General features: G+C 63.8%; 18 protein-coding genes. 13 read left to right on the top strand and 5 right to left on the bottom strand.

Going from position 1 to position 22,601, the window contains the following annotated elements; translation table 11 throughout:
* Window positions 1–132: 132 nt before the first annotated feature.
* The 4 genes from ACR9Y2_RS03730 to ACR9Y2_RS03715 all read left to right on the top strand — a co-directional run bounded on the left by ACR9Y2_RS03730 (window position 133) and on the right by ACR9Y2_RS03715 (window position 5,164).
* Window positions 133–1,218, top strand: coding sequence for a glycosyltransferase family 4 protein (locus tag ACR9Y2_RS03730; protein WP_435039713.1), 1,086 nt, complete (start codon window positions 133–135; stop codon window positions 1,216–1,218).
* Window positions 1,208–2,404, top strand: coding sequence for a glycosyltransferase family 4 protein (locus ACR9Y2_RS03725; RefSeq protein WP_435039712.1), 1,197 nt, complete (start codon window positions 1,208–1,210; stop codon window positions 2,402–2,404). The genes ACR9Y2_RS03730 and ACR9Y2_RS03725 overlap by 11 nt, the downstream gene beginning before the upstream one ends.
* A 47-nt stretch (window positions 2,405–2,451) precedes the next feature.
* Complete coding sequence (locus ACR9Y2_RS03720; RefSeq protein ID WP_435039711.1) at window positions 2,452–3,525, top strand: acyltransferase family protein; 1,074 nt, start codon at window positions 2,452–2,454, stop codon at window positions 3,523–3,525.
* 106 nt (window positions 3,526–3,631) lie between these two features.
* Window positions 3,632–5,164, top strand: coding sequence for an MraY family glycosyltransferase (locus tag ACR9Y2_RS03715; RefSeq protein ID WP_435039710.1), 1,533 nt, complete (start codon window positions 3,632–3,634; stop codon window positions 5,162–5,164).
* Here ACR9Y2_RS03715 and nusG read toward each other — a convergent pair.
* The gene (nusG, locus tag ACR9Y2_RS03710) at window positions 5,125–5,679 is read right to left on the bottom strand and encodes a transcription termination/antitermination protein NusG (protein WP_435039709.1); all 555 of its coding nucleotides are present in this window, start codon (window positions 5,677–5,679) and stop codon (window positions 5,125–5,127) included. The genes ACR9Y2_RS03715 and nusG overlap by 40 nt on opposite strands.
* A gap of 392 nt (window positions 5,680–6,071) precedes the next feature.
* Between nusG and ACR9Y2_RS03705 the strand changes: the two genes are divergently transcribed.
* On the top strand, window positions 6,072–9,062 hold the full coding sequence (locus ACR9Y2_RS03705) for a glycosyl hydrolase family 28-related protein (RefSeq protein ID WP_435039708.1): 2,991 nt from the start codon (window positions 6,072–6,074) through the stop codon (window positions 9,060–9,062).
* Here the strand turns inward: ACR9Y2_RS03705 and ACR9Y2_RS03700 are convergent.
* Window positions 9,059–9,892, bottom strand: a complete 834-nt coding sequence (locus ACR9Y2_RS03700; protein ID WP_435039707.1) for a shikimate dehydrogenase — start codon at window positions 9,890–9,892, stop codon at window positions 9,059–9,061. The two genes, ACR9Y2_RS03705 and ACR9Y2_RS03700, sit on opposite strands and share 4 nt — an antisense overlap.
* Before the next feature lie 236 nt (window positions 9,893–10,128).
* On the opposite strand from ACR9Y2_RS03700, the gene ACR9Y2_RS03695 reads away from it, so the two are divergent.
* The 8 genes from ACR9Y2_RS03695 (at window position 10,129) to ACR9Y2_RS03660 (ending at window position 20,044) form a co-directional block, all read left to right on the top strand.
* Window positions 10,129–11,283 (top strand): DUF1624 domain-containing protein, encoded by a 1,155-nt coding sequence (locus tag ACR9Y2_RS03695; RefSeq protein ID WP_435039706.1) that lies wholly within the window; start codon window positions 10,129–10,131, stop codon window positions 11,281–11,283.
* Between the two features lie 42 nt (window positions 11,284–11,325).
* Entirely contained in the window at window positions 11,326–12,183 is an 858-nt protein-coding gene (locus ACR9Y2_RS03690) for a helix-turn-helix transcriptional regulator (protein WP_435039705.1), read from the top strand.
* Window positions 12,184–12,346: 163 nt separating this feature from the next.
* Window positions 12,347–12,799, top strand: a complete 453-nt coding sequence (locus tag ACR9Y2_RS03685; RefSeq protein ID WP_435039704.1) for a cytochrome P460 family protein — start codon at window positions 12,347–12,349, stop codon at window positions 12,797–12,799.
* A 22-nt stretch (window positions 12,800–12,821) separates the two neighbouring features.
* Window positions 12,822–13,910 carry a hypothetical protein gene (locus ACR9Y2_RS03680; protein ID WP_435039703.1) on the top strand — a complete coding sequence of 363 codons (1,089 nt, stop codon included), beginning with the start codon at window positions 12,822–12,824 and terminating at the stop codon, window positions 13,908–13,910.
* 131 nt (window positions 13,911–14,041) lie between these two features.
* Window positions 14,042–14,380: a PadR family transcriptional regulator gene (locus ACR9Y2_RS03675; RefSeq protein ID WP_435039702.1), complete on the top strand. Its 339-nt coding sequence runs from the start codon at window positions 14,042–14,044 to the stop codon at window positions 14,378–14,380.
* Between the two features lie 13 nt (window positions 14,381–14,393).
* Window positions 14,394–15,791, top strand: coding sequence for a TolC family protein (locus tag ACR9Y2_RS03670; protein ID WP_435039701.1), 1,398 nt, complete (start codon window positions 14,394–14,396; stop codon window positions 15,789–15,791).
* Between the two features lie 22 nt (window positions 15,792–15,813).
* A complete protein-coding gene (locus ACR9Y2_RS03665; RefSeq protein ID WP_435039700.1) occupies window positions 15,814–18,960 on the top strand; it encodes an efflux RND transporter permease subunit in 3,147 nt (1,048 codons plus the stop codon).
* Window positions 18,947–20,044, top strand: coding sequence for an efflux RND transporter periplasmic adaptor subunit (locus ACR9Y2_RS03660; protein ID WP_435039698.1), 1,098 nt, complete (start codon window positions 18,947–18,949; stop codon window positions 20,042–20,044). The genes ACR9Y2_RS03665 and ACR9Y2_RS03660 overlap by 14 nt, the downstream gene beginning before the upstream one ends.
* Window positions 20,045–20,056: 12 nt before the next feature.
* On the opposite strand, the gene ACR9Y2_RS03655 is transcribed toward ACR9Y2_RS03660, so the two are convergent.
* Genes ACR9Y2_RS03655 through ACR9Y2_RS03645 form a run of 3 tightly spaced genes read right to left on the bottom strand, consistent with a single transcriptional unit; the run spans window position 20,057 to window position 22,582 of the window.
* Window positions 20,057–21,103: a GHMP family kinase ATP-binding protein gene (locus ACR9Y2_RS03655; protein WP_435039697.1), complete on the bottom strand. Its 1,047-nt coding sequence runs from the start codon at window positions 21,101–21,103 to the stop codon at window positions 20,057–20,059.
* Window positions 21,100–21,804 carry a sugar phosphate nucleotidyltransferase gene (locus ACR9Y2_RS03650; protein ID WP_435039696.1) on the bottom strand — a complete coding sequence of 235 codons (705 nt, stop codon included), beginning with the start codon at window positions 21,802–21,804 and terminating at the stop codon, window positions 21,100–21,102. The genes ACR9Y2_RS03655 and ACR9Y2_RS03650 overlap by 4 nt, the downstream gene beginning before the upstream one ends.
* A gap of 4 nt (window positions 21,805–21,808) precedes the next feature.
* Entirely contained in the window at window positions 21,809–22,582 is a 774-nt protein-coding gene (locus ACR9Y2_RS03645; protein WP_435039694.1) for an NAD-dependent epimerase/dehydratase family protein, read from the bottom strand.
* Between the last annotated feature and the right edge of the window lie 19 nt (window positions 22,583–22,601).

The following is a 22,601-nucleotide window of genomic DNA, read 5'->3' as shown; positions in this document are numbered from 1 at the left end:
AGAGGCGCCTTCCCGTGTGCAAACAACCCTAATGCCCAAACTTCGTTTCGATTAAGAAACTCCATGTCTCAATCTTCACCAACGTTGGTTTCACCACACAGTGTTTCAGCGGCGCGGCGCCGATCGCGCGGCTTGCGAATCGGTTTTGACGGGCGGCTGGCAATGGGCCAGGCGCGCGGGATGGGGCGTTTTCTGAGAAGTCTCATCGCCGGGCGGGAGCAGGAGTTGATTGGACTCTGCGCGCCTGGCGAGCGGGATGAGCAGTTCCGGTTGGAAGCGGGCGGATTCCAGGCTTATCCGTTGTGGGAGCAGTTCTCGCTGCCGGCGCTGACGCGCAAGCTGGGGCTGGATGTGCTGATTTGCCCGTTCAACACGGCACCACTGCGGCTGCCGGCCGGTGTGCGGCTGGTGCTGGTGGTGCACGACCTCATTTTTCTGGACGAGGCGGCTGATGGCGGGCAGGCTGTTTCGTGGTATCAGCGCGCGGGGCGGTTGTACCGCAGGGCGGTGGTGCCGCGCGTAATTGAGAGAGCGGATCACATCATCGCCGTTTCGGAGCACACGGAGCAGAGCATCCGCGAGCGTTTCGAGATTCGGCCCGGGCGGATTCGTGTGATCCCGAATACGTTGAGCGCGGACTGGTATGAGTCGCCGGGGGCGACGGCGCAGAGGCGGCCGTATGTGTTGACGGTGTCGGGCGAGGCTCCGCACAAGAACCTGGCGGCGGGGCTGCAGGCGTTCGCGCGCTGCAACCAACCGGGGCGTCCGGGCTGTCATGAGTTGAAGGTCGCGGGCGTCTCTCCGCGGCATCACGCGCGCTTTCAGGAGTTGGCGCGGCACTTCGGAATCGGAGGGCTGGTGGAGTTCCTGCCGCGCGTGGAAGAGGCAGAGTTGATGCGGTTATACCGCGAGGCGTCGGTGTTCCTGTTCCCGTCATTGTCGGAGGGATTTGGGATTCCGGTGCTGGAAGCGATGGCCTCGGGCACGCCGGTGGTGACGAGCCAGTGCACGTCGCTGCCTGAAGTTTGTGGAAGCGCCGCAATGTACTTCAATCCGCGCAGTGTGGAGGACATGGCGGGTGCGCTGCACTCCGCCCTGACCGATGAAGCGCTGCGGCAGGAGATGTCGCGGCTGGGCCTGGAGCAGGCCCGCAAGTATCACCCGGCCCTGGTGGCCGGCCCGATTCAAGCTTTTTGGGGAGATCTGAATGAAGAGTAATAGGACCCTGGTCTTGACCTCACGATTCCCGTTTCCAGTGATCGGAGGAGACCGGCTGCGGGTGTATCACGTCTGCAAGGCATTGGCGCAAGAGTCCCGGCTGACGCTGCTCACCATCTGCCAGAGCCAGGAGGAGATGGATGGCCAGCAGCCGGAGCCGTTGTTTGATGCGATCCACAAGGTGTACCTGCCGAAGTGGAAGTCGTATTGGAACACATTGATGGCGCTGCCGACATCGCGGCCGTTCCAGTTGGCTTACTACGAGTCGGCCGAATACCGCGAGCGGGTGGAAGCGCTGCTGCCCACGCACGGGCAGGTATGGGCGCACCTGATTCGCACGGGCCAGTACATAGAGAACGCCACGGGCGCGCGCCGGATCCTGGAGATGACGGATGCGGTTTCCCTGAACTATGAGCGTTTCAGCAAACTGACGGGCGCGCGTGGACCGCGGCGGTACATTTACGGGCTGGAGCAGCAGCGGCTGAAGCAGTACGAGCAGACGGTGATTTCGCAGTTTGACTCGACGTGGCTGATTTCGGACGTGGACAAGGAGTATCTGACGGAGGCGGATTCGTCGCGCGTGGAGGTGATCCCGAACGGAGTGGACACGCACCAGTTGCGGTTCCGCCTGCCGGAGGAAGGGAACGTGATCGCGTTCATCGGGAATCTGGTCAGCGCGCAGAATATGGACGCCTGCCACTACTTCATTCACGAGGTATTGCCGCTGGTGAGGCAGCGTGTGGATGCGGTGTTCCGGATTGTGGGCAACATTCCGGAAGGGGCGGCTGCTTCATTCCGCCGGCTGGAGGGTGTAGAAGTGACGGGGCGGGTGGAGAGTGTCGCGGATGCGGTGGATGGCGCGATCTGCGCGGTGTGTCCGGTGCGAGCCGGAGCGGGGATGCAGAACAAGGTGCTGGAGTACCTGGCGCTGGGGTTGCCGTGCGTCACATCGCCGATCGGGCTGGAGGGCATCGCGGCGAAGCCGGGGCGCGATTTGCTGGTCTACCATTCCCCGAAACATGCGGCGGACCAGATTGTGCGGCTGTTCCACGACATTGGGTTGCGGCGGTCGCTGGCCTTCGCGGGGCGGCGGTTGGTGGCGACGGAGTACTCGTGGGAGCGGATGTATGCGAGCGTGCGAGCGGCGGTCCAGGGCCTGAGTCCGGAATTGCGCGCGAGCGCCTGAATGGGTTTATCCGAAGAAGCGGCGTTCGGCGCCAAGGTTCCCCTATCATGCAAGCGACCACAACACCTCTCACTCCATTGAAGACCCGGCTGTTTGCGACGGCCGCGGCGCGCATTCCCAGCCTGGATGGCATGCGCGCGATGTCGATCCTACTGGTGCTGTTCGGCCATTTGGTGGGAACCCGGGGCTTCTGGTTCACCGAGGTGACGGATCCGGTGCGCGCGCTGGCGAAGTTTGGCGTGCATGTATTCTTCGTCATCTCGGGCTACCTGATCACACGCATCCTGCAGAGCGAATGGCGCAAGCGGGGGTCTATCCGCGTGGGCACGTTTTACAGGCGGCGGGCGTTCCGGATTCTGCCGGTGGCGATCGTATACCTGAGTGTTGTGGCGATGCTGGCCGGGCTCGGAATCATTTCCATGAAGTGGAGCGATTTCGCGCATGCTGCTACGTACACGATGAACTTCGTGGACGGCCCGAGTTGGGCGGTGGGTCACCTGTGGTCGTTGTCGGTGGAGGAGCAGTTCTACATTGTCTGGCCGGTGACGCTGGTGCTGCTGGGCTGGCGCAAGGCCGGCGCGGCGTGCCTGGTGTTCGCGCTGGCGGCTCCGCTGTTGAGGGTAGGGACGAAGGTGGTATCCGGCCACGCCTCCTGGTGGGCTCCAACGGATGCGGATGCGATCGCAGTGGGGTGCCTGCTGGCCTGGGCTGGTGACCGGCTGGGGCGATCGGAGACATATCTGCGGATGCTACGGTCGCCGATTCCACTGCTGTCACTGGCGATTCCGGCGGCGGGTATCTACCTGGCCGACAGACAGGCACTGTCCTACGGCTTCATGCAACTGGCGCACCTGAGCGTGGCGGTGCTGATCGACCGCTATGTGCGGTATCCGGAGAGCTTCGGCGGCGGCCTGTTGAATTCGGCGATCCTGACGCGGATCGGTGTGCTGAGCTACTCGCTGTATATCTGGCAGGAACTGTTTCTGGACCGGACGTCGACTCTCGCCGTGGCGCGATTCCCTTTGAATCTGGTTTGCGCGGCGGGTGTCGCCATGGTGTCCTATCGATTTGTGGAGCAGCCGTTTCTGGCCTGGCGTGACCGGTTCGAACGGAGCCGCTGAGCTGGTTTGCTCTCCACTGGCAGAGCGCCTTTCGACTTAACTGTGAGACCGGCAGCCGGTGCGGCAAGCCGCCGCACGAGCCCGGTCCATTCTGGAGCTACTGCAAATGCACGCATTATTTGTCCTGGGACTGCTTTCAGTCCTGTTCTCTTTGGCGCTTACGCCGATGGTGGCGAACTGGTCGAAACGGGTCGGCCTGGTGGACCAGCCGGATGGCCGAAGAAAGCTGCATCGACGGCCGGTTTCGCGCGTGGGTGGAATCGCGATTGCACTCACGTATGTGGCATCGTCGTGCCTGGTTCTAATGGCGACTCCACATTACCGGGCGATGCTGCCGGAGTGGTTGCCGGGTATCCTGCGAATCGCCCCGGGTGTAGGGTTGGTGTTCCTGGTGGGATTGCTGGACGACATCAAGGGCCTGCGGCCATGGCAGAAACTGCTGGGCCAGTTGGTGGCGTCGGTGTGGGTGATTGGCTTCGCCCATGTGGCGATCAACGGGGTGCGCGGGAATCCGTTGCCGAGCTGGCTGAGCGTCGTGCTGACGGTGGTATGGCTGCTGGCTTGCACGAACGCGGTGAACCTGATTGACGGAGTAGACGGGCTGGCGTCGGGCATCGGGTTCTTTGCGACCTGTACGACCCTGGCGGCGGCGATGCTGCGCGGGAACGAGCCGCTGATGTTCGCGACGATCCCCCTGGCCGGTGCGCTGCTGGGTTTTCTACGCTACAACTTCACGCCTGCCTCAATATTCCTGGGGGACTGCGGCAGCCTGACGCTAGGGTTCCTGCTGGGCATTCTGGCGATTCTCTGGGGGCAGATGTCGGCGACTTTCCTGGGGATGACCGCGCCGCTGATGGCGCTGGCTGTACCGCTGTTGGACACGACGCTGGCGATTGTGCGGAGATTCCTGCGGCAACAGCCGATCTTTGGCGCGGACCGCGGCCATGTCCATCACCGGCTGCTAGCGCGGGGTCTGGGGCCGAAGGCAGTGACGCTGATCCTTTACGCGGTGTGCACCTTCGGAGCGGCGCTCTCGCTGGCAGGCAGCACCTGGGAGAACTACAGCGGTCTGGTGCTGCTGCTGTTCTGTGTCGCGGCGTGGATAGGCGTCCGGAAGCTGGACTATGTCGAGTTTGGGGAGGCCGGACGGATGCTGAGGCAGGGGATCTTCCGGCGGTTGCTGAACAGACAGTTGATCCTGCAGAGTTTCCGGCGGCAACTGGCGATGGCTACGTCCCTGGAAGGGTGCTGGCAAGCGGTGTTGAGCGTATACCACGGCTTTGGCTTCGTGGCGGTGCGAGCGAGCCTGGGCGGGATCCGCTTCAGCGATGGTCCGGACTCATTGTCGCCGGGTATGTGGCGGCTGTGGATACCAGTTGGGGCCTCGGACTTTGTGGAATTCTACCGAGCGAACGAGAGCCGCATACCGTGCAGCGGAGCCGATGAACTGGCGGATGAGATCAACAGCGGGATGGGCGACAAGCTGAAGCAGTTCCAGGCGACGGTTGACATGCGGGGCCGGCGGATGCTGCCGACGGGAGGGGATGCATCGCGCCCAGCCCATGTGCAGCAGGCGGCAGCTGCCACGCGCGGCGTGAGTCAGCCGCGCACGGGTACGACGCTCTCGCGGTGGAGTTGAACGGCCACCGAGCGCTGAAACAGATCGATCGCCACGACCAGGCGGCAGGCGTCGCGGACTTCCAGGAGGATGCCCTCGACGCCCGCCATCGGTCCGTCTTCAATGCGTACGCGCTCGCCCTGCCTGAGGTAGGCGCAGGTCTCGACAGCTGAACCCGAAGCGAGCATCTTCCGGACTGCTTCCACCTGGGCCTCCGGTATCGGGGTGGGGATCTGTCCAATAGAGACTATAGAGATCACTCCTGGGGTTTTCAATACGTGCATGCGGGCCGCCGTATCGAAACGGCAGAAGATATATCCAGGAAATAAGGGCACTACTAATTTCTTGAAACGGTCAGACCATTTCCTAACTGTTTCGAGGAGCGGGAGGTATGTAGTGAGTCCCCTGGCCGCCAAGGCCAGTTCGACCGCTCTCTCATGCTGTGGCCTTACGGTTAGGGCATACCAGGCACACGAATGTCGGGCGAAATCAGGTGAATAGAGAGCAAAGTCAGAAGCCGGAGCGGTTCGATTCATCTTGTACCTCTGCGGACGAAAGATCCGTCAAACCCAGCCGCTCCTCCCTCAAGGAAAAGCTGTACAGATCCGAGGCATAAGCAATGGAATCGCTTATGGGATTAGTATAGCAATCACCACTGCGAATATCGAGAATTACGGAGCAGGTTTTCGCCTATGGATCTCCCGGGAAAGTGACACTGACCGCGGGAGCCATGGTCATCCGCAGGGGTGATTGTGGGAGTGATCACGCCAGATGAAGGGAACTTGTGTTTGCGGGCGGTATTCGATACTAATTGGGTGTAACGGGTCGGTAATTCCTCATTGAGGCCTAGTTCCGCGAGGAGGAGTCCGGCTCGTGGCCACCATGGCGCGCGGTGAAGCGGCGCCTGTAGAAGGAGTCTGACGCCGCCATGAAGCGCATCTGGTCTGTCCTGATCTGCCTGTCCGCCGCCTGGCCACTGGCCGCGGCATCCTATTACACTGTGAAGCCGGAAGACCCCAAGGCGGTCTACCTGACCAGTGCAAACTTCGCGGTGAAGGCCGACGGGGTGGCCGACGATACTGCGGCGATTCAGAGCGCCATCGATAGGGTACAGGAGAGCTCCGGGCAGGGCGTGGTGTTTGTCCCGCAGGGGCGATACCGGATCACGAAAACGTTGCAGGTGTGGCCGGGCATCCGCCTGATCGGTTATGGGGCGCAGCGGCCGGTGCTGGTGCTGACGGACGCGAGCGCAGGGTATCAGGATCCCGCCCAGGAGAACTACATGGTGTTCTTCACGGGGAACCGGCCGGGCGCCGGGCGAGGTCCGCGTCCTGGCGGCGCTGGTCCACAACAGGCGCAGGGGCCGCGCCGCAGCGGGCTGCATCAGGCGAATCTCAGTCAGCCGCTGGACGCGAACCCAGGGACGTTCTACTCGGCGTTGAGCAACATCGATTTTGAGATCGGGGCAGGGAATGCCGGTGCGGTGGCGGTCCGGTCGCGCTATGCGCAGCACTGTTATCTGGCGCATGTCGAGTTCCGGTTGGGTAGTGCACTGGCCGGGATTCACGATGGTGGAAACTATGGCGAAGATCTGCATTTCGTGGGCGGACAGTTTGGGGTTTACACACGGAAGCCGTCGCCAGGCTGGCAGTTCACGCTGGTGGATACGGTGTTCGAAGGACAACGGCAGGCGGCGATCCGGACGCACGAAGCGGGGCTGACCCTGATTCATCCGGTGATCCGGAACGTGCCGACCGCCATCGACATCGACGACGGGTACATCGAAGAGCTGTGGATCAAGAACGGCCGCTTTGAGAATGTGAGCGGCGCGGCGATCGTCATCAGCCGGGAGAAGAGTCCGCGAACGGAGATCAACCTCGAGGGCCTGGATTGTAGCAAGGTGCCGGTGCTGGCGTTGTTCCGCGAAAGCGGAAAGCAGGTGGCCGGACCGGCTGCGGTGTATCACGTGAAGGCGTTTTCGCACGGGCTGCACTACGCCGACATTGGCGCCACGGGCGCGTTCCGCACTGAGTTGCAGGCGGAGGCCATGCCGGCGATGCCCGCCGATCGGGCCGACCTGCCGGCCCTGCCGGGCCAGGACACCTGGGTGAATGTGCAGACGCTGGGTGTGAAGGGCGACGGGACAACCGACGATACAGCGGCACTGCGGAGTGCCATCGCGGCCCATCGCGCACTGTACTTTCCAATGGGCATGTACCGCGTGACGGGAACGATCACGATGCGCCCGGATACGGTGCTGGTGGGCCTGCATCCGAGCAGGACCGCGCTGGTGCTGGCCGATGGCACCGAGGCATTCCAGGGGCTGGGCGGGCCGGTGGCGGTGCTGGAGGCCCCGAAGGGTGGGACGAACCTGGTGGCCGGGCTGGGCATATACACGAACGGTGTGAACCCGCGCGCCGTGGCCGCGCTTTGGATGGCGGGCCAGGACTCGATGATGAACGACGTGCGGTTCCTGGGCGGCCATGGGACGTCGAAGATCGATGGATCGCGCGAGGACATCTACAACAATACGCACACGGCGGATCCGAACCTGAACCGCAGGTGGGATAGCCAGTATCCGAGCCTGTGGGTAACGAACGGGGGTGGAGGCGCCTTCGTCGACATCTGGACGCCGAGCACCTTTGCCAGGGCCGGGCTGCTGGTTTCGGATACGACGACCCCGGGGCGTGTGTACCACATGTCGAGCGAGCATCACGTACGTTATGAGTTACAGTTCCACCGTGTGTCGAACTGGGCGGTGTATGCCGCGCAGACCGAGGAGGAGCGTGGAGAGAGCGGCTATGCGATCCCGATGGAGATCGAAGATTCGTCGAATATCACCGTGGCGAACTTCCATCTCTACCGTGTGGTGAGCTCATTCCAGCCATTCCCATATGCGATCCGCATCGCAGGTTCGAAGGACATCAAGCTGCGTAACGTGCATTGCTACACGGATGCCAAGGCATCGTTCGAGAGTGCTGTCTACGATGAGACGCACGACGTGCAGATGAGGCAGCGGGAAATTGCCTGGATGAACATCTCGGGCAAGGCGCCAGCCGCGAGGGTGAAGAGTTCAGGTGTTGCGGTGGAACCGGGCGCCCAGGTGAAACGGTTGGCCGGTGGGTTCTTCAACGTCTCGGGCGGCGCGGTTTCTTCAGCCGGCGATTACTACTTCGTGGACGCGAAGTGGCAGCGGATCCACCGATGGGATGCGGTCACGGGGCGGCTGTCGACGGTGAGTGATGCTCCGCTGGAGCCAGTGAACCTGTTCTTCGACAAGGCAAATGATTTGTGTGTGGTGTCTTATGGCGGCAAGGGTGTGGTGTACTGCCTGCAGGCGGACAGGCCGGGCGCAGCGGTGCGGATGCTGGAGCCCCAGGCGGCCGCGCCGAGGGCCGGAATGACAGCGATTCTGCCGGTGGCCCATTGGCGGCTGGAGAACGACTTCCTGGAAAGCGTGCCAGTGCGGAAGCCGTCGCAGTATGTGACCCCGGACGGCTCGACGTTCCTGCCGGCGGGCGAAGACTTCGTCACAGGTCGGCTGTATTACGGCTCGAAGCTGGTGGATTTGATCCGCGCTTTTGGACTGGCTCCGGCCGTTCCGGGCAAACCGTTCTATGTGAGCAACGAGGAGCAGCACCAGACGTATTCCGCCACGGTGGATGCGGAGGGCACACTGTCGAACCTCAAGCTCTTCGTGGATCAGGCGGCCGAGGGTGTGGCGGTGGATGTGCGCGGCAACGTGTACCTGGCAGCGGGGCAGATCTATGTGTATTCACCGGCGGGCGCGTTGATCGATACGATCGAGGTGCCGGAGCGGCCGGTGCAATTGTCATTCGGCGGCAAGGATGGCAAGACGCTGTTTATTGCGGCGCGGTCGAGCGTGTACAGCGTGCGGACGCGTAACGCGGGGCGTTAGCCGCGGTAGGTTTCGCGGAAACGGGCGAGCATGCGCTCGCTATCGGGTTGGACGCCGGTGAAGAGGCGGAAGGCCTCAGCGGCCTGGAAGACAGCCATGCCGCCACCGTCCAGGGTGCGGCAACCGCGCCGGCGGGCCTCGCGGAGCAGTTCAGTTTCCAGCGGGAAGTAGACGATCTCGGCGACCCAGAGGTCCGGCCGCAGGTGCGCGGGCGCAACAGCGATGCCGGGTTGTCCGGTCATGCCGACAGGTGTGGCATGGATCAGGCCGCTGACCGAGCGGAGTGCGGGCAGGGGATCGGTCACGGCTGAGATGCGGGCAGGGTCGAACTGGCGGGCGAGGGCTGCCGCGCGGCCCTGGTCCTGGTCAAAGACGAAGAGCCGCTGGACGCCCAATTGCATTGCTGCGTAACAGATGGCGCTGCCGCCTCCGCCGGCCCCCAGCAGCAGGACCGCATCCCGGTTTGCGTCCGGCAGGCCGCGGCGGAAGGCCTCATGGAAGCCCAGCCAATCGGTGTTATGGCCGATGCGCCGGCCGTCGCGGAAGACGACCGTGTTCACGGCGCCGATGGCAGAGGCGTGGTCTGAGAGTTCGTGCAGATGCGGGATGACGGCCTGTTTGCAGGGGTGCGTGATGTTGATGCCGGCGAAGCCCGCGAGTTCCACCGCATCCAGCAACCGGGGGAGGGCGTCCGCGGAGAACCCCCTCGGATGGAGATCCACCAACTGATAGAGCAGGTGGTGGCCGAGGGCTCGAGCCTCCTCTTCATGAATCGCCGGAGACCCGGAGGCGGCGATGTTACTGCCGATCAACCCAACAAGGAACCGCATGGGAAACCATCGAGTCTATCATTGAGGGCGCGCACGGCATCCGCCGGCGCCTAAGAACAATACCGTCCTTTTCTGCAATGGCCGGTGGCCCGGTGATCGGAGTGCCGCTAGAATATCCTCATCGAGTTTAGGTGGTGGGCCGGGGTGTAGGCCTGGCTGTCACGGCCTGTTTCCGAGGGACTTTCGAGCCAATCAACCCTATGCCTGCCCCGACCATCTTTAGGAAGCGACTCGACTTGATTGACGCGCTGCGCGGTTGCGCCATGATCATCATGGCGTTGGACCATCTCCGCGATTTCATCCATGCGGATGCGTTCCTTTTCAGTCCAGAGAACCTGGCGCGCACGACCCCATTTCTCTTCTTCACGCGCTGGATTACGCATTTCTGCGCACCGGTGTTTATGTTCTCGGCCGGCATGAGCGCTTTCCTGGTCCTTCATCGGCATGGAGACAAAGCGGCTTTGTCCCGGTATTTGTGGAAACGCGGGCTGTGGCTGATCGTGCTGGAACTCATTGCGGTCCGGTTGGCGTTCGCGTTCAGCCTGACTGAGGGGTTGGTGATTCTGGAAGTGCTGTGGGCGCTGGGTTGGTCGATGATGATCCTGGGCGGGTTGTGTTGGTTACCGCTGCGGCTGCTGGCGAGTCTCAGCATCGCGGTGATCTTCCTGCACAATGCGCTGGACCCGGTGCAGGGCGTGCTGCAGCGGTCGCTGGGATGGGTCTGGAATGTCCTGCATCAGCCCGGCGTCATCCCGCCACAAACGCCCATCTTCCTGCTCGCTTACCCGCTGATCCCCTGGTTTGCGGTGATGTCGGCCGGCTTCTGCTTCGGCTCCGTGATGGTGATGGAGCCGGCGGTGCGGAGGCAGTGGATGGTGCGGATCGGAACCGCCGCCACGGCTGGGTTCCTTGTCCTGCGTACGGTGAACATCTATGGAAACCCGGCTCCCTGGTCGAGCCAGGGATCGGGTGCGATGACCGTGGTCTCCTTCCTGAATGTGTTGAAATACCCGCCTTCGCTCGACTTTCTGCTGATGACGCTGGGGCCCGCGCTGCTGGTGTTGAGTGTGTTGGACCGGATGAAGTTCCGGCCGTCGAATCCGCTGCTGGTTTTCGGGCGCGTACCGCTTTTCTACTTTCTGTTGCATCTCTACCTGATCCACGCCCTCGCGGTGGTGTTGGCGATCCTCCGCTATGGTTCGGGTTCGTTCCTGTTCCATCCACTGCCTTCGATGGGCGGTCCGGCGGAGTTGTACCCGGTTGGTTATGGGTATCCACTGTGGGTTGTGTATGTGGTCTGGATCGGGCTGGTGGTGGCTTTGTATCCGGCCTGCCTTTGGTTCGATGGTTTGAAGAGTACGCGAAAGTCGTGGTGGCTGCGCTATCTGTGAGTCTCGTGAGCACGAATTGTGACAAACAAGAAGCTCCATCTCGTGGATACTGGCAGGGTGGAGCAGCCCAAGGTAACAGCCGATTCGCTGACAGGCCAGCGATTTCACGCACGGGTGCAGACGGATCCGGCCGGCGTGCTGCTGGCGCCGGGTGGGCCGCGCGCCGCGCTGGTTGTCCATATCGGAGCTCCGGTCATGATCGGCTGCGACCGCGTGGGCCGGCGGCACAGGGGCCGCAGCGTACACGGAGACGTGGACATCATTCCAGTGGGCGAGCCCAGCCGGTGGGACCTGAAGGAAGCGGACACGGCGCTGATCATGGGTCTCTCCACGGGCCTGTTGCAGTCTGTGGCGGAAGAATCCGGATTGCGCGGCGGCGTCATTGAGATCGCCAACCGGTTTCAGATTCGCGATGGCCGGATCGAGCACTTGGGGTGGGCGCTGCGGGAGGAGCTCGAGGCCGGATATCCGAACGGCCGGCTCTACGTGGAGAGCCTGGCGGTGGCGCTGAGCGGTCACGTGCTGCAGCATCATTCGAGCCTGTCTGGTCCGCCGCGTGAAACGAAGGGCGGGCTGTCTGGCTATCGCCTGAAACAGGTGCTCTGCTACATCGAAGAGAACCTGGGCGGCGACCTGTCACTGGAAGAGATCGCCACCTTCGTGGGGCTGAGCGTGTCGCACTGCAAGGCGGCGTTCCGGCAGTCGATGGGCCGGCCGCTGCATCAGTACGTGATTGAGCGGCGCGTGGATCGCGCGCGGACGCTGCTGCTGAAGGGGACGAGCTCTATCAGCCAGGCGGCGCAGGAGTGCGGTTTCACCCACGCCAGCCATCTTTCGTTTCACATGAAACGCTCGCTGGGCTTTTCGCCCGGGCTTGTCCTGCGGCAGGCGCGCCGGTAGCGCGGCCGTCGCATTTCCGTCCATTTCTGCATCGCGCCATCCATTTTTGAGCGACTGGGCGGCCGCCGGGCTGGCACACTGATCTCACATGTGGACCTGGAACAGGAGATGTTCGATTGCGGGCTGGCGTACCGCACGGGGACGAGTGGCGGAATTGGCGGCCTTGGCTGCCAGCTGTTTCTACCTGTGGGCGTCGCCTCCAGGCGTCATCTCCTACCCCTCGCAGTTCCGGAGCTGGACGCACGTCAAGACGCAACTGATTGGCGCGCAGAGCCCCTTTTTCGCGGGGTCGGGCGGCATTCATCATGTCTATGCCAACGACAAAGCGCTGGAGGGGCTGAAGACGGGACACTATTCCGACGGTTCGATACTGGTGTTCGACCTGGTGGAGGGGCGTGAGCAGGCGGGTGTCACCGTGGAAGGTGCGCGCATCCGGGTGGATGTGATGCTCAAGAACGCCAGCCAGTTCCCAGGGTCGGGTGGTTGGGGGTTTGAGCGCTTTATGGGCTCCGACCTGACGAAAGGCACGCTAGACGAGAACGGCCGGCAAGGCTGCGCCGGCTGCCACAGGAACCGCAGTGATCGCGGCTTCGTGTTCAGTGAACTGCGGCCGTAGACGACTCTTCCTGGAAGGACCAATGATGAGAGCGCTTCTCCCCTTCGCGGTAATTGCGACATTGACTCAGGCCTGTTCGCTGGCCGCCGATTGGAATCCGCGGCTGGCCGCCGACTACCTCGACACCCGGCAGAAGGAGTGGTTTGCCTGGGGCCCTGCGAAGTCGATGGGCGGGCCCTGCCTGTCGTGCCACACCGGACTGACGTATCTGATGGCGCGGCCCGCGCTGCGCCAGGCCTTGGGCGAAGGCCAGCCGGCGGAGCACGAGACCGGCCTGTTGAATGCACTGCGGGCGCGGGTGGACAAGAACGAAGCGAAGGAGTATGCGCCCGGCATTACGAAGGAGCCGATGGCATCGCAAGCTATCGGCGTGGAGGCGATCTTCGCGGCTCTGTGCCTGGCGCGGGCAGATGAGGACTCCGGCAGCATGAGTCCGGCTACGAAGCAGGCGTTTGACCGGCTGTGGCGGGTGCAGCAGAAGACCGGGCCTCTGCAGGGCGGATGGCAGTGGTATGTGTTCAACTCCGATCCGTACGAGACCTCGGACTCGCCGTTCTTTGGGGCTACGCTGGCTGCGCTGGCCGTGGGCAGCACCCCGGCATCCTACCGCGCGCAGGACGATGTGAAAGCAGGTACCGAGGCGCTGAAAGTGTACCTGGCCAAGGCATCCGCTGGTCAGCCCCTGCACAACCGCCTGATGTTGCTTTGGGCTGCGCGGCAGCTGCCAGGGTTGCTGTCCAAGCCGGCAATGACGGCGATTGTCGAGGAGACGTTCAAGCATCAGAACGAGGATGGCAGTTGGTCGACGGAAGGTCTGGGGCCGTGGAAGGACCATCCGGACGCGAAGGCCGCCCCGGGCGCTAACAGTTATGCGACGGCTGTTGCGGCCTATTTGCTGCAGGCCGGTGGTGTGCCGTCATCCGATCGCCATGTCTCGGCGGCGCTGGGCTGGTTGCGCGCGCACCAGGACCCGCAAGCGGGGTATTGGGATTCCACTTCCATGAATAAGCAGTATCCGGCCGGGGCGATGCCCGGGCTCTTCATGCGGGATGCCGCCACATCGTTCGCGGTGATGGCTTTGACGTATAAGCAACCCGCGGTCAAGCGTTAACTTTCGTATCCCCTCCTCATCACGGCGGCCGGGCGACTGGAGCCTGGCCGCCGCCTGCCATTTCACCTCCATCGATCGACGGTTTGACAGCCTCCCTGGAAGACTCCTATACTGACGACACTCGTAATCGAATGTCGACAACGAAACCCGAGGGCAAGCATCCGGCGATCGATCGTGACCTGTATTCCGGCCTGATCCGCCTGCATGTGCTCCATCACGCTTCGGAAGAGCCCATCTTCGGGCTCGGCATGATGGAGGAGCTGGCAAGGCATGGCTATCGGATTAGCCCAGGCAGCCTGTATCCCATCCTGCATGGGCTGGAGAAGAAGGGCTACCTGCGGTCGAAGGAGGTGCGCAATGGCAAGTCGCTGCGCAAGCTCTACCAGGCCACGCCCGCGGGCAAACGTGCCCTGGAAGGCGCCAAGCACAAGGTGCGTGAACTCTTCCGGGAACTCGTAGAAGGCGAGTAGCGCATTGGACACCATGACGGATTCGCCCTACTTTGTTCTTAAGCTTGCGGCCGGGTGCCTGCTGGCCGCCGGTAGCGCCCTGCCCCAGCAGATGGCCGTGCCGCAGGCGCTCACAATGCAGCAGGCGATGGAGGTGGTGCTCAAAAACTACCCCTCCATCCGCGTCTCACAAGAGCAGATCAATGCCGCCACTGCGGGCATTGCCCTGGCGCGCACGGCCTACCTGCCGCGGGTCGATGCGATGGCGCAAGTGAATCGCGCAACCCGCAACAACGTGTTCGGCGCCTTGCTGCCGCAGAGCACCCTGCCATCGATCTCCGGACCTGTCATCGGGTCGAACAACTTCGGCACTGTCTGGGGCAGCGCAATCGGCGCGACTGTGTCGTGGGAGCCGTTCGACTTCGGCTTGCGCGGCGCCAGCGTCGCGGCGGCCACAGCTACTCGCGCACAATCGGAAGCCGCTTTGAAGCGTGCGCAGTTTGATCTGCTGGTTACGGCCGCTGACGCTTATCTCACTGTTGTCGCCGCCCAGGAAACGACGCGTGCCGCGCAGGCTGGTGTGAAACGGGCCGGAACGGTGCTGCGGATCATCTCCGCGCAAGTTCGGGCGGAATTGCGGCCGGGCGCGGATCAATCCAGGGCAGAGGCGGAAGAGGCGGCTGCCAGGACCCAGTTCATCCAGGCCCAGCAGGCGTTGGAGGTGGCCCGCGCGAATCTGGCGCAATTCACCGGCGGCGAACCGGCCACCACGCCGCTGCCGGCCGGCAATCTGCTGCGTCTGCCACCGGAAGCGGAGGCACCCGCCCTGTCGATCGTAGCGAACCCGGCCGTGGCCGAGCAGCGCGCGGCGGTGGAGCAGGCGCAAGCGCAACTGCGGGCGCTAGAGCGGTCGTACTTCCCCAGGTTTTACGTGCAGGGGTCCGCCTATGCGAGAGGTACTGGCGCCGAGGTCGACGGCTCCCGCTTGGGTGGCGCGAATGGCCTGGCTCCCAATGTGCAGAACTACGCGTTGGGATTCAGCGTGACGTTTCCTGTCCTGGATCTGCCGGCCATCCGCGCCCGGGAAGCAGCGCAGAGTGCGGTGATCCGCTCGCAGGCGGCGAAGTCGGAACAACTGGCCCTGGAACTGCGAGCGCAGTGGAATCGTGCGGTGGCGGCCATCAACGGAGCGCGCCGCATCGCTGCGAATACGCCGGTGCAGCTCACTTCCGCCAGGGCCGCCGTGCAGCAGGCGACAGCTCGATATCAGTCGGGCCTGGGCAACATCACGGAAGTCGCCGAGGCACAGCGGTTGCTGACGCAGACCGAGATTGATGACTCGCTGGCGCGCCTGGGCGTATGGCGCGGTCTGCTGGCCATCGCGGCGGTGGGCGGCGACCTGCAACCCTTCCTGGCCGAGGCATCCAAGTGAGATTCCACAAGGGTTCAACTCCATGCGCATAGTCCTGGCCGCCCTCTCACGGCCGCTCACGGTTGTCATTGCGCTGCTCACGGTGGCGCTGTGCGCCATGCTGGCGGTGAAGCGGATGCCGGTCGATATCTTTCCTCAGGTGGGCGATCCCGCGATTTATGTCGCACAGCCATATGGCGGCATGGATCCGGCGCAGATGGAAGGCTATCTCACTTACTACTACGAGTATCACTTCCTCTACATCACGGGCATCGATCACGTGGAGAGCAAGAGCGTGCAGGGCGCCGCGCTGATGAAGTTGGTCTTCCACGAAGGCACGAACATGAGCCAGGCGATGGCGGAAACGGTCGGCTATGTGAACCGGGCGCGTGCGTTCATGCCGCCCGGCGCCGTGCCGCCGTTCATCACCCGTTTTGACGCCGGCAGCGTGGCCGTCGGTCAATTGGTCTTCAGCAGCGCCACGCACACACAGGGGGAGCTGCAGGACTTCGCCCTGAACCGTGTCCGGCCGCTGTTTGCGACGCTGCCGGGCGTCTCCGCTCCGCCCCCCTTCGGCGGCAATCAGCGCACCATCGTCATCACGCTGAATCCGGCCAAGCTACAGCAGTACCAGATCTCGCCGGACGAGGCGATCGCGGCCGTCAGCAAGTCGTCGCTGGTCATGCCCTCCGGCAATATGTTTACCGGCACGGTGGAGCGCATCGCACGGACCAATGCCGCGCTGGGCGGGAATCTGGCCGAGTTGCTCAGCACGCCCATCCGTCCGGCCAGCGGCACGGGCATCTACCTGCGCGACATCGGAACGATCGAGAGCGGCACCGACATCGTCACCGCCTATGCGCATGTGAACGGCAAGCGCACGGTCTACATCCCCGTGACGAAGCGTGCGGACGCCTCCACCCTGACCGTCATCCAGGCCGTGAAGGCGAACCTGCCTGAGTTCCGCAAAGTGTTGCCCGATGGTGTCGACGTGCGGCTGGAGTTCGACCAGTCGCCTTATGTCACGAACTCCATCCAGGGGCTGGTGACAGAAGGACTGCTGGGCGCGGCGCTCACCGGGCTGATGGTGCTGCTATTCCTGCGCGACTGGCGCAGCGCGCTGATCGTCGTGCTGAACATCCCATTCGCCCTGCTGGCGGCCGTGGTCGCCCTGTGGGCCACCGGCCAAACCATCAACATCATGACTCTGGGCGGACTCGCGCTGGCCGTGGGCGTGCTGGTGGACGAGGCAACCGTCGAGATCGAGAATATCCACTCGCAGATGCTGCCGGGCGTCTCCCGGGCGCGCGCCGTACTGGAGGCGTGCAGCCGGACGGCCATGGCTCGGCTGCTGTCGATGTTCTGCATTCTCGCCGTTTTCGTGCCTTCGTTCTTCATGGTGGGTGTGGGCCGGCAGTTGTTCGTCCCGCTCTCGCTGGCCGTCGGCTTCTCGATGATTGCGTCCTACCTGCTGTCCAGCAGCCTCGTCCCGGTGCTCTCCACCTGGCTGATGAAGGAAGGGCATCGAGGGGAAGAGCGCGAGGGGCTGTTTGGACGCCTGCGGTCGTTCTACGAAGGCTATCTGCGCGCCACGCTGAAAGTCCGCTGGCCGCTGGCGTTGGTATATCTTGTTGTCTCCATCGGACTCGTCGCGGTTCTGGTCCCGCGCCTGGGCACGGAGATCTTTCCCGACGCCGACGCGCCGCTGCTGCGCATCCGTCTGCGGGCGCCGACCGGCACGCGCATCGAGGAGACTGAGCGGATTGTCCTGCGGGCTCTCGACTCGATCCAGGGCGAGATCGGTTCGAACAATGTGCGGATCACCAGTGACTTTGTCGGCGTTGTGCCGTCCAGCTATCCGGTGAACCTGATCCACCTTTTCACCAGCGGTCCGCAGGAGGCCATTATCCAGGTGGCGCTACAGCCGGGCGTGCCGCGAGGCGAGGCTCTGCGCGAGCGGCTGCGCGAGCGGCTTCGTAAGGAGTTGCCGGGGATCCGGATCTCATTCGAGGCGGCCGACATCGTGACGCAGGTGATGAGCTTCGGCTCGCCGACACCGGTGGAGGTGGCGGTGCAGGGCATCAGCCTGCAGGCGGACTATGACTTCGCGCACAAGCTGCAGGGGGAACTGGCCAAGTTGACGTTCCTGCGGGACCTGCAGATCGCCCAGGCGGCCGACTTCCCGACAGTCGACATCACCATCGACCGCGAGCGTGCCGGCCAGTACGGTCTCACCATGTCCGATGTCGTGCGGTCTGTCGTGCCGGCTACCTCTTCTTCACGATTCACGCAGCCCAACTACTGGCGCGACCCGGCCTCAGGCAACGCTTTCCAGATCCAGTTGCAGTTGCCCCAGAACCACATGCAGAGCGTGGAGAACCTGGGCCAGTTGCCTGTAATGCAGAACGGCCGGCCGCAGCCCCGGCTCACCGATGTGGCGGCCTTCAAGTTGGGCACCATGCCGGGCCTGATCGAGCGCTACAACGGCCAGCACGTGGTCAGCCTGACAGCCAATCTCCATGGGCCCACGCTGGGTGAGGCCGTGGTGCAGCTCAATAGGGCGATTGCGGCGACGGGTGCTCCGCCCAAGGGAGTGTCGGTGAAGCTACGCGGCGAGGCGCCCGCTCTGGAGCAGACCCTGTCCGGCTTGCGGCTTGGCCTGATGCTCGCGGTGCTGGTGATCTTCCTGCTGCTCGCGGCGAACTTCCAGTCGGCGAGGCTCGCACTCGCGATTGTCCTCACCATCCCGGCGGTGCTCTGCGGTGTGGCCATCATGCTGTTGGCGACCGGCACGACGCTGAATGTGCAGTCGTTCATGGGCGCGATCATGGCCATCGGCATCGCCGTGGCCAACTCGATCCTGCTGGTCACCTTCGCCGAGCATGCCCGGCAGGCAGGACGCGATCATATGGAGGCCGCGCAGGAAGGCTCCGCCAGCCGGCTGCGTGCGGTACTCATGACGGCCGCTGCCATGATCTTCGGGATGGTGCCCATGGCAATCGGCATCGGCGAAGGGGGCGCGCAGTCCGCACCGCTGGGACGAGCCGTCATCGGCGGGCTCCTCGCCTCCACTTTCACTACCCTGACGGTCCTGCCTTCCCTCTACGCGATCCTGCAGCGCAACGCGTCCACGAAATCTCCATCGCTAAATCCGATGGACCCGGAGAGCCGATTCTATGAAGCGCATTAATCCCCTGATGTTGGCCTCCTTCCTCGCCATGGCGGTGGGTGGCTACGCCCAGACCATCGACCTTGTGCCCGTCGTCGCCAAACCCATTGCCCAGGTGGTCGACCTGCCGGGCGAGTTCCAGCCGTTCCTCAGTGTGGCCGTCCATGCCAAGGTCCGCGGTTATGTGGAGCGGGTGCTGGTGGATCGAGGAAGCTTCGTGAAGCAGGGACAGCCGCTGGTGGAGCTCTCAGCGCCGGAGATGAAAGCACAGATCGCCGAGGCCGAGTCCAAAGTGCAGGCGGCTGAATCGGAGCGGCTGCAGGCGGAAGCGCAGCTCGCGGCGGCCGAGAGTACGGCGCAGCGCATGGCCAAGGCGGCCGAGACCCCCGGAGCCGTTGCCGGCAACGAGGTGATCCTGGCCAGCAAGCAGGTGGACGCACTCAAAGCGCTGGTGCGGGCCAAGCAGCAGGCTAGCCAGGCCGCGTCATCCGCTGTGAATGCACAGAAGGATCTGGAGGCGTACTTGCGCATCGCCGCGCCCTTCGATGGGGTGGTGACCGAGCGCCTGGTCCATCCCGGCGCGTTGGTGGGCCCGGGCAGCGATCCGGTGCTGCTGAACATCCAGCAACTGGCCCGGCTGCGGCTGGTGGTGGCCGTCCCTGAGCAGTACACCGGGTCGATCTCGACCGGAGCCCGGGTGGAGTTCAAAGTTCCGGCATATCCCGAACGCACATACGCGGGCACCGTGGCCCGCTGGGCGCACATGTTGGACCCCGCCACCCGCACCATGCCCGTGGAACTGGATGTCGCCAATGGCGACGCGTCGCTGGCGCCCGGCATGTACCCGTCAGTGAAGTGGCCTGTCCGCCGTGCCAAGCCTGCTCTCTTCGTGCCAAAGACCAGCGTGGTGACCACGACGGAACGGACCTTCGTGGTCCGCAGCAATGGCGGCCGCGCCGAATGGGTGGATGTGAAGAAGGGTTCGGCCGAGGGCGAGCTGGTGGAGATAATGGGGCGTCTGCAGGCCGGCGACATGGTGGTGCGCCGCGCTACGGATGAAATGCGGGATGGTTCCGCACTGCCTTCGAGAGGCGTCGGCAAGTAGCGCTGGGCCAGGTTAATCGGCGAATTGCGTGCGGGCGCGCAGGACAGTGACGACGGGTTCGTCGGCCGGCAGGACTTCCGTCGAGTAAAGGACGTGGCTGCCCGGAGCATCGATCCGCACCGGAATCTCGTGGTGCTCGGATAGGGCCCGCCGCACCTGGTCCTGCCGCTCCGGCGGTACAAACAGCAGCAGGAAGCCGCCGCCGCCCGCGCCAAGCAGTTTGCCACCCAGGGCGCCCGCCATGCGTGCGCGATGGTACATGTCGCAAACCACGGGCGGACCCACATTCACATCCAATTCCTGCTTCAGCCGCCAGGCTTCGTGCAGCAGCTCGCCAAAGGCTGAGATCGGGCCTTGGCCAGTCAGGATCTCGTAGCCCTCGTCCACTTGCCCGCGCAGCGCCCGGATGCGGGCCGTGTTCTCGCTGAGCCGGCTCATCTGCCGCCGCGCCATCTCGGCTGCCCGCCGGTGAATGCCCGTATGGAACAGCATCATGTGCTGCTGCAGCTCTTCCTTCCGGTCGCCGCGAAGCACCAGCGGATGGGGGCGGATCTCGCCGTCCGGCAGGAACTCGACAATCGCCAGGCCGCCGATCGCGGCCAGTGCCTGGTCCTGGCAGCCGACACAGTCACCCAGCACGTCGCGTTCGATGCGGATGGCTTCATACGCCAGGTCGAGCGGCTCCAGCTTGCGGCCCTGAAAGCTGTGGAGGGCATTCAGCAGGCCCACCACGAACGAGGATGACGTGCCCAGGCCGGTGAACGAAGGCAACTCGCCCGTATAGTTCACCTCGACATCCTGGGTAATGCCGCAACTGCGCAGGCACTCACGGAAAGGCGCGTGCTCGAGCTGGTCGAGGTGTGAGACGCACTCCACCTGGCGGTAGGCAATGCGGATCGAGTAATCGAAGAGCTGCGAATGGAAGTGCGTCACCGAGTGGTAGGCCGACTTGTCGATGGCCGTGGCCAGCACCGCGCCGCCATACTGCCGGAAGTAGTCCGGGTAGTCGGACCCGCCGCCGAAGAAACTGATGCGGAATGGCGTTCTCGTGATGATCATGCCGGCAATACCCCCTTGAGCTCCTGGACGAACGCGTCGCCCAGCACAAGGCTGGAGGGCGTGCCGATGTCCAGAAAGCGCCCGCTCACCCGAATCACGCGAATCGGGACGCCCGCCGCCAGCAGCGACGGAAACACGTCCATTTCCATGCTCGAAACGCCCGGCGGAAATGCATCGATCAGGTGCCGCCGGAAACAGTAAATCCCGGCATTGATCCAGCCCGCGCCGGGTCTTTTTTCTTCAAACCGCTGCAGGAACCCCGCCTCGTCGATGGCCAATGTTCCAAACCTGCTGGCGTCGTCCACTTCGAGGGCCACAATGGCAGCTTCTACCCCGGGCGGCAGATCCCACATACCACTCAGATCGGCTGCGACCAGCGAATCCCCGTTGGTCACAACAAACGGGTCGCTGACCGGCTGCTGCTCCACGGCGAAGCGGACGGCGCCGCCGGTGCCGAGCGCTTCCCGTTCCTTCACAGTTACGCCGCGGCCCCGAGCCTTGAGGAAATCTTCAATGACTTCAGCCAGATAGCCGGTAGAGACCACGACATCTCCGGCACCCTGCTGTTCCCAGAAGCGCAGCATCCATTCGAGAAATGGCTGTCCGGCCACCGGCACCATAGGTTTCGGCAGGTCCGGATGCAGGTTCTGGAGCCTCGTCCCCCTGCCGCCGGCCAGAATCAGGAGGCTCCTCGAAGGCATGGAATTACCGCGTCTCCAGCTGGGACCGCACGAAGTCGAGCACGGTCCTGCGGGTCTCCGGAATCTCCACAAATTGCTGAGCCGCTTCGATATTGACCTCGTAGCGCACCTTCGGACTACCCGCCTGCACAGGGACCGGAGTGCCGACTGCCTCGATCACTTCCGCAATGGAAATCACACCGTGCCCACAGACGTTATACACCCGGTTGGCCGGCGCTTGGGCGGCTAATTTGAGGATGACCCCCGCTGCGTCATCCGTGTGGAGGAATTGCAGGCTGCTGCCGGGGTCCAGCCAGAGCGGACCGCCGTGCAGCGCGTCGAAGATCGCGTTTTTGCGGAGCCCGGGTCCGACAAAGCCGCCGCAGCGGGCCACAATCCAGCGCGGAGCGGCATGCATGACGCACTGCTCGGCCAGATATTTGTGGAATCCGTACGGGCTTTGCTTGGCCGGATCGAGGACTTGGTCTTCCTTCGTCACCTCCGGGCTAGTGCAGTCCGGGTAGACGTCGCAGGAGGAGATATGGACGTAGGTCTCGCAGGGGAAGTCGATTAGCGACGACCGGACCGATCGCACCGACGCGTCAAACTCTTCCAGTGGCGCCTGTTTGGCCAATGGTTTCCTGGAGTTGCCGTTGGCATTCACCAGCAGGTCGCACTTCTGTCCGCGCAGTGAATCGTAGTTGACGCGATCAATGACCTGGAACTGGTCACCGCGGGCTTCCAGCATGCGCACGAAGCCGGAGCCTACCAGGCCGCGGCCGCCAATCACGAAGATCATCGGGCGCCCTCCCTGGCGG

It is taken from the genome of Paludibaculum fermentans, from assembly GCF_051172195.1.
Taxonomy (GTDB): domain Bacteria; phylum Acidobacteriota; class Terriglobia; order Bryobacterales; family Bryobacteraceae; genus Paludibaculum; species Paludibaculum fermentans_A.
Note: the sequence above shows the minus strand (reverse complement) of the source record. Positions and strands in the feature narration are given on the sequence as shown.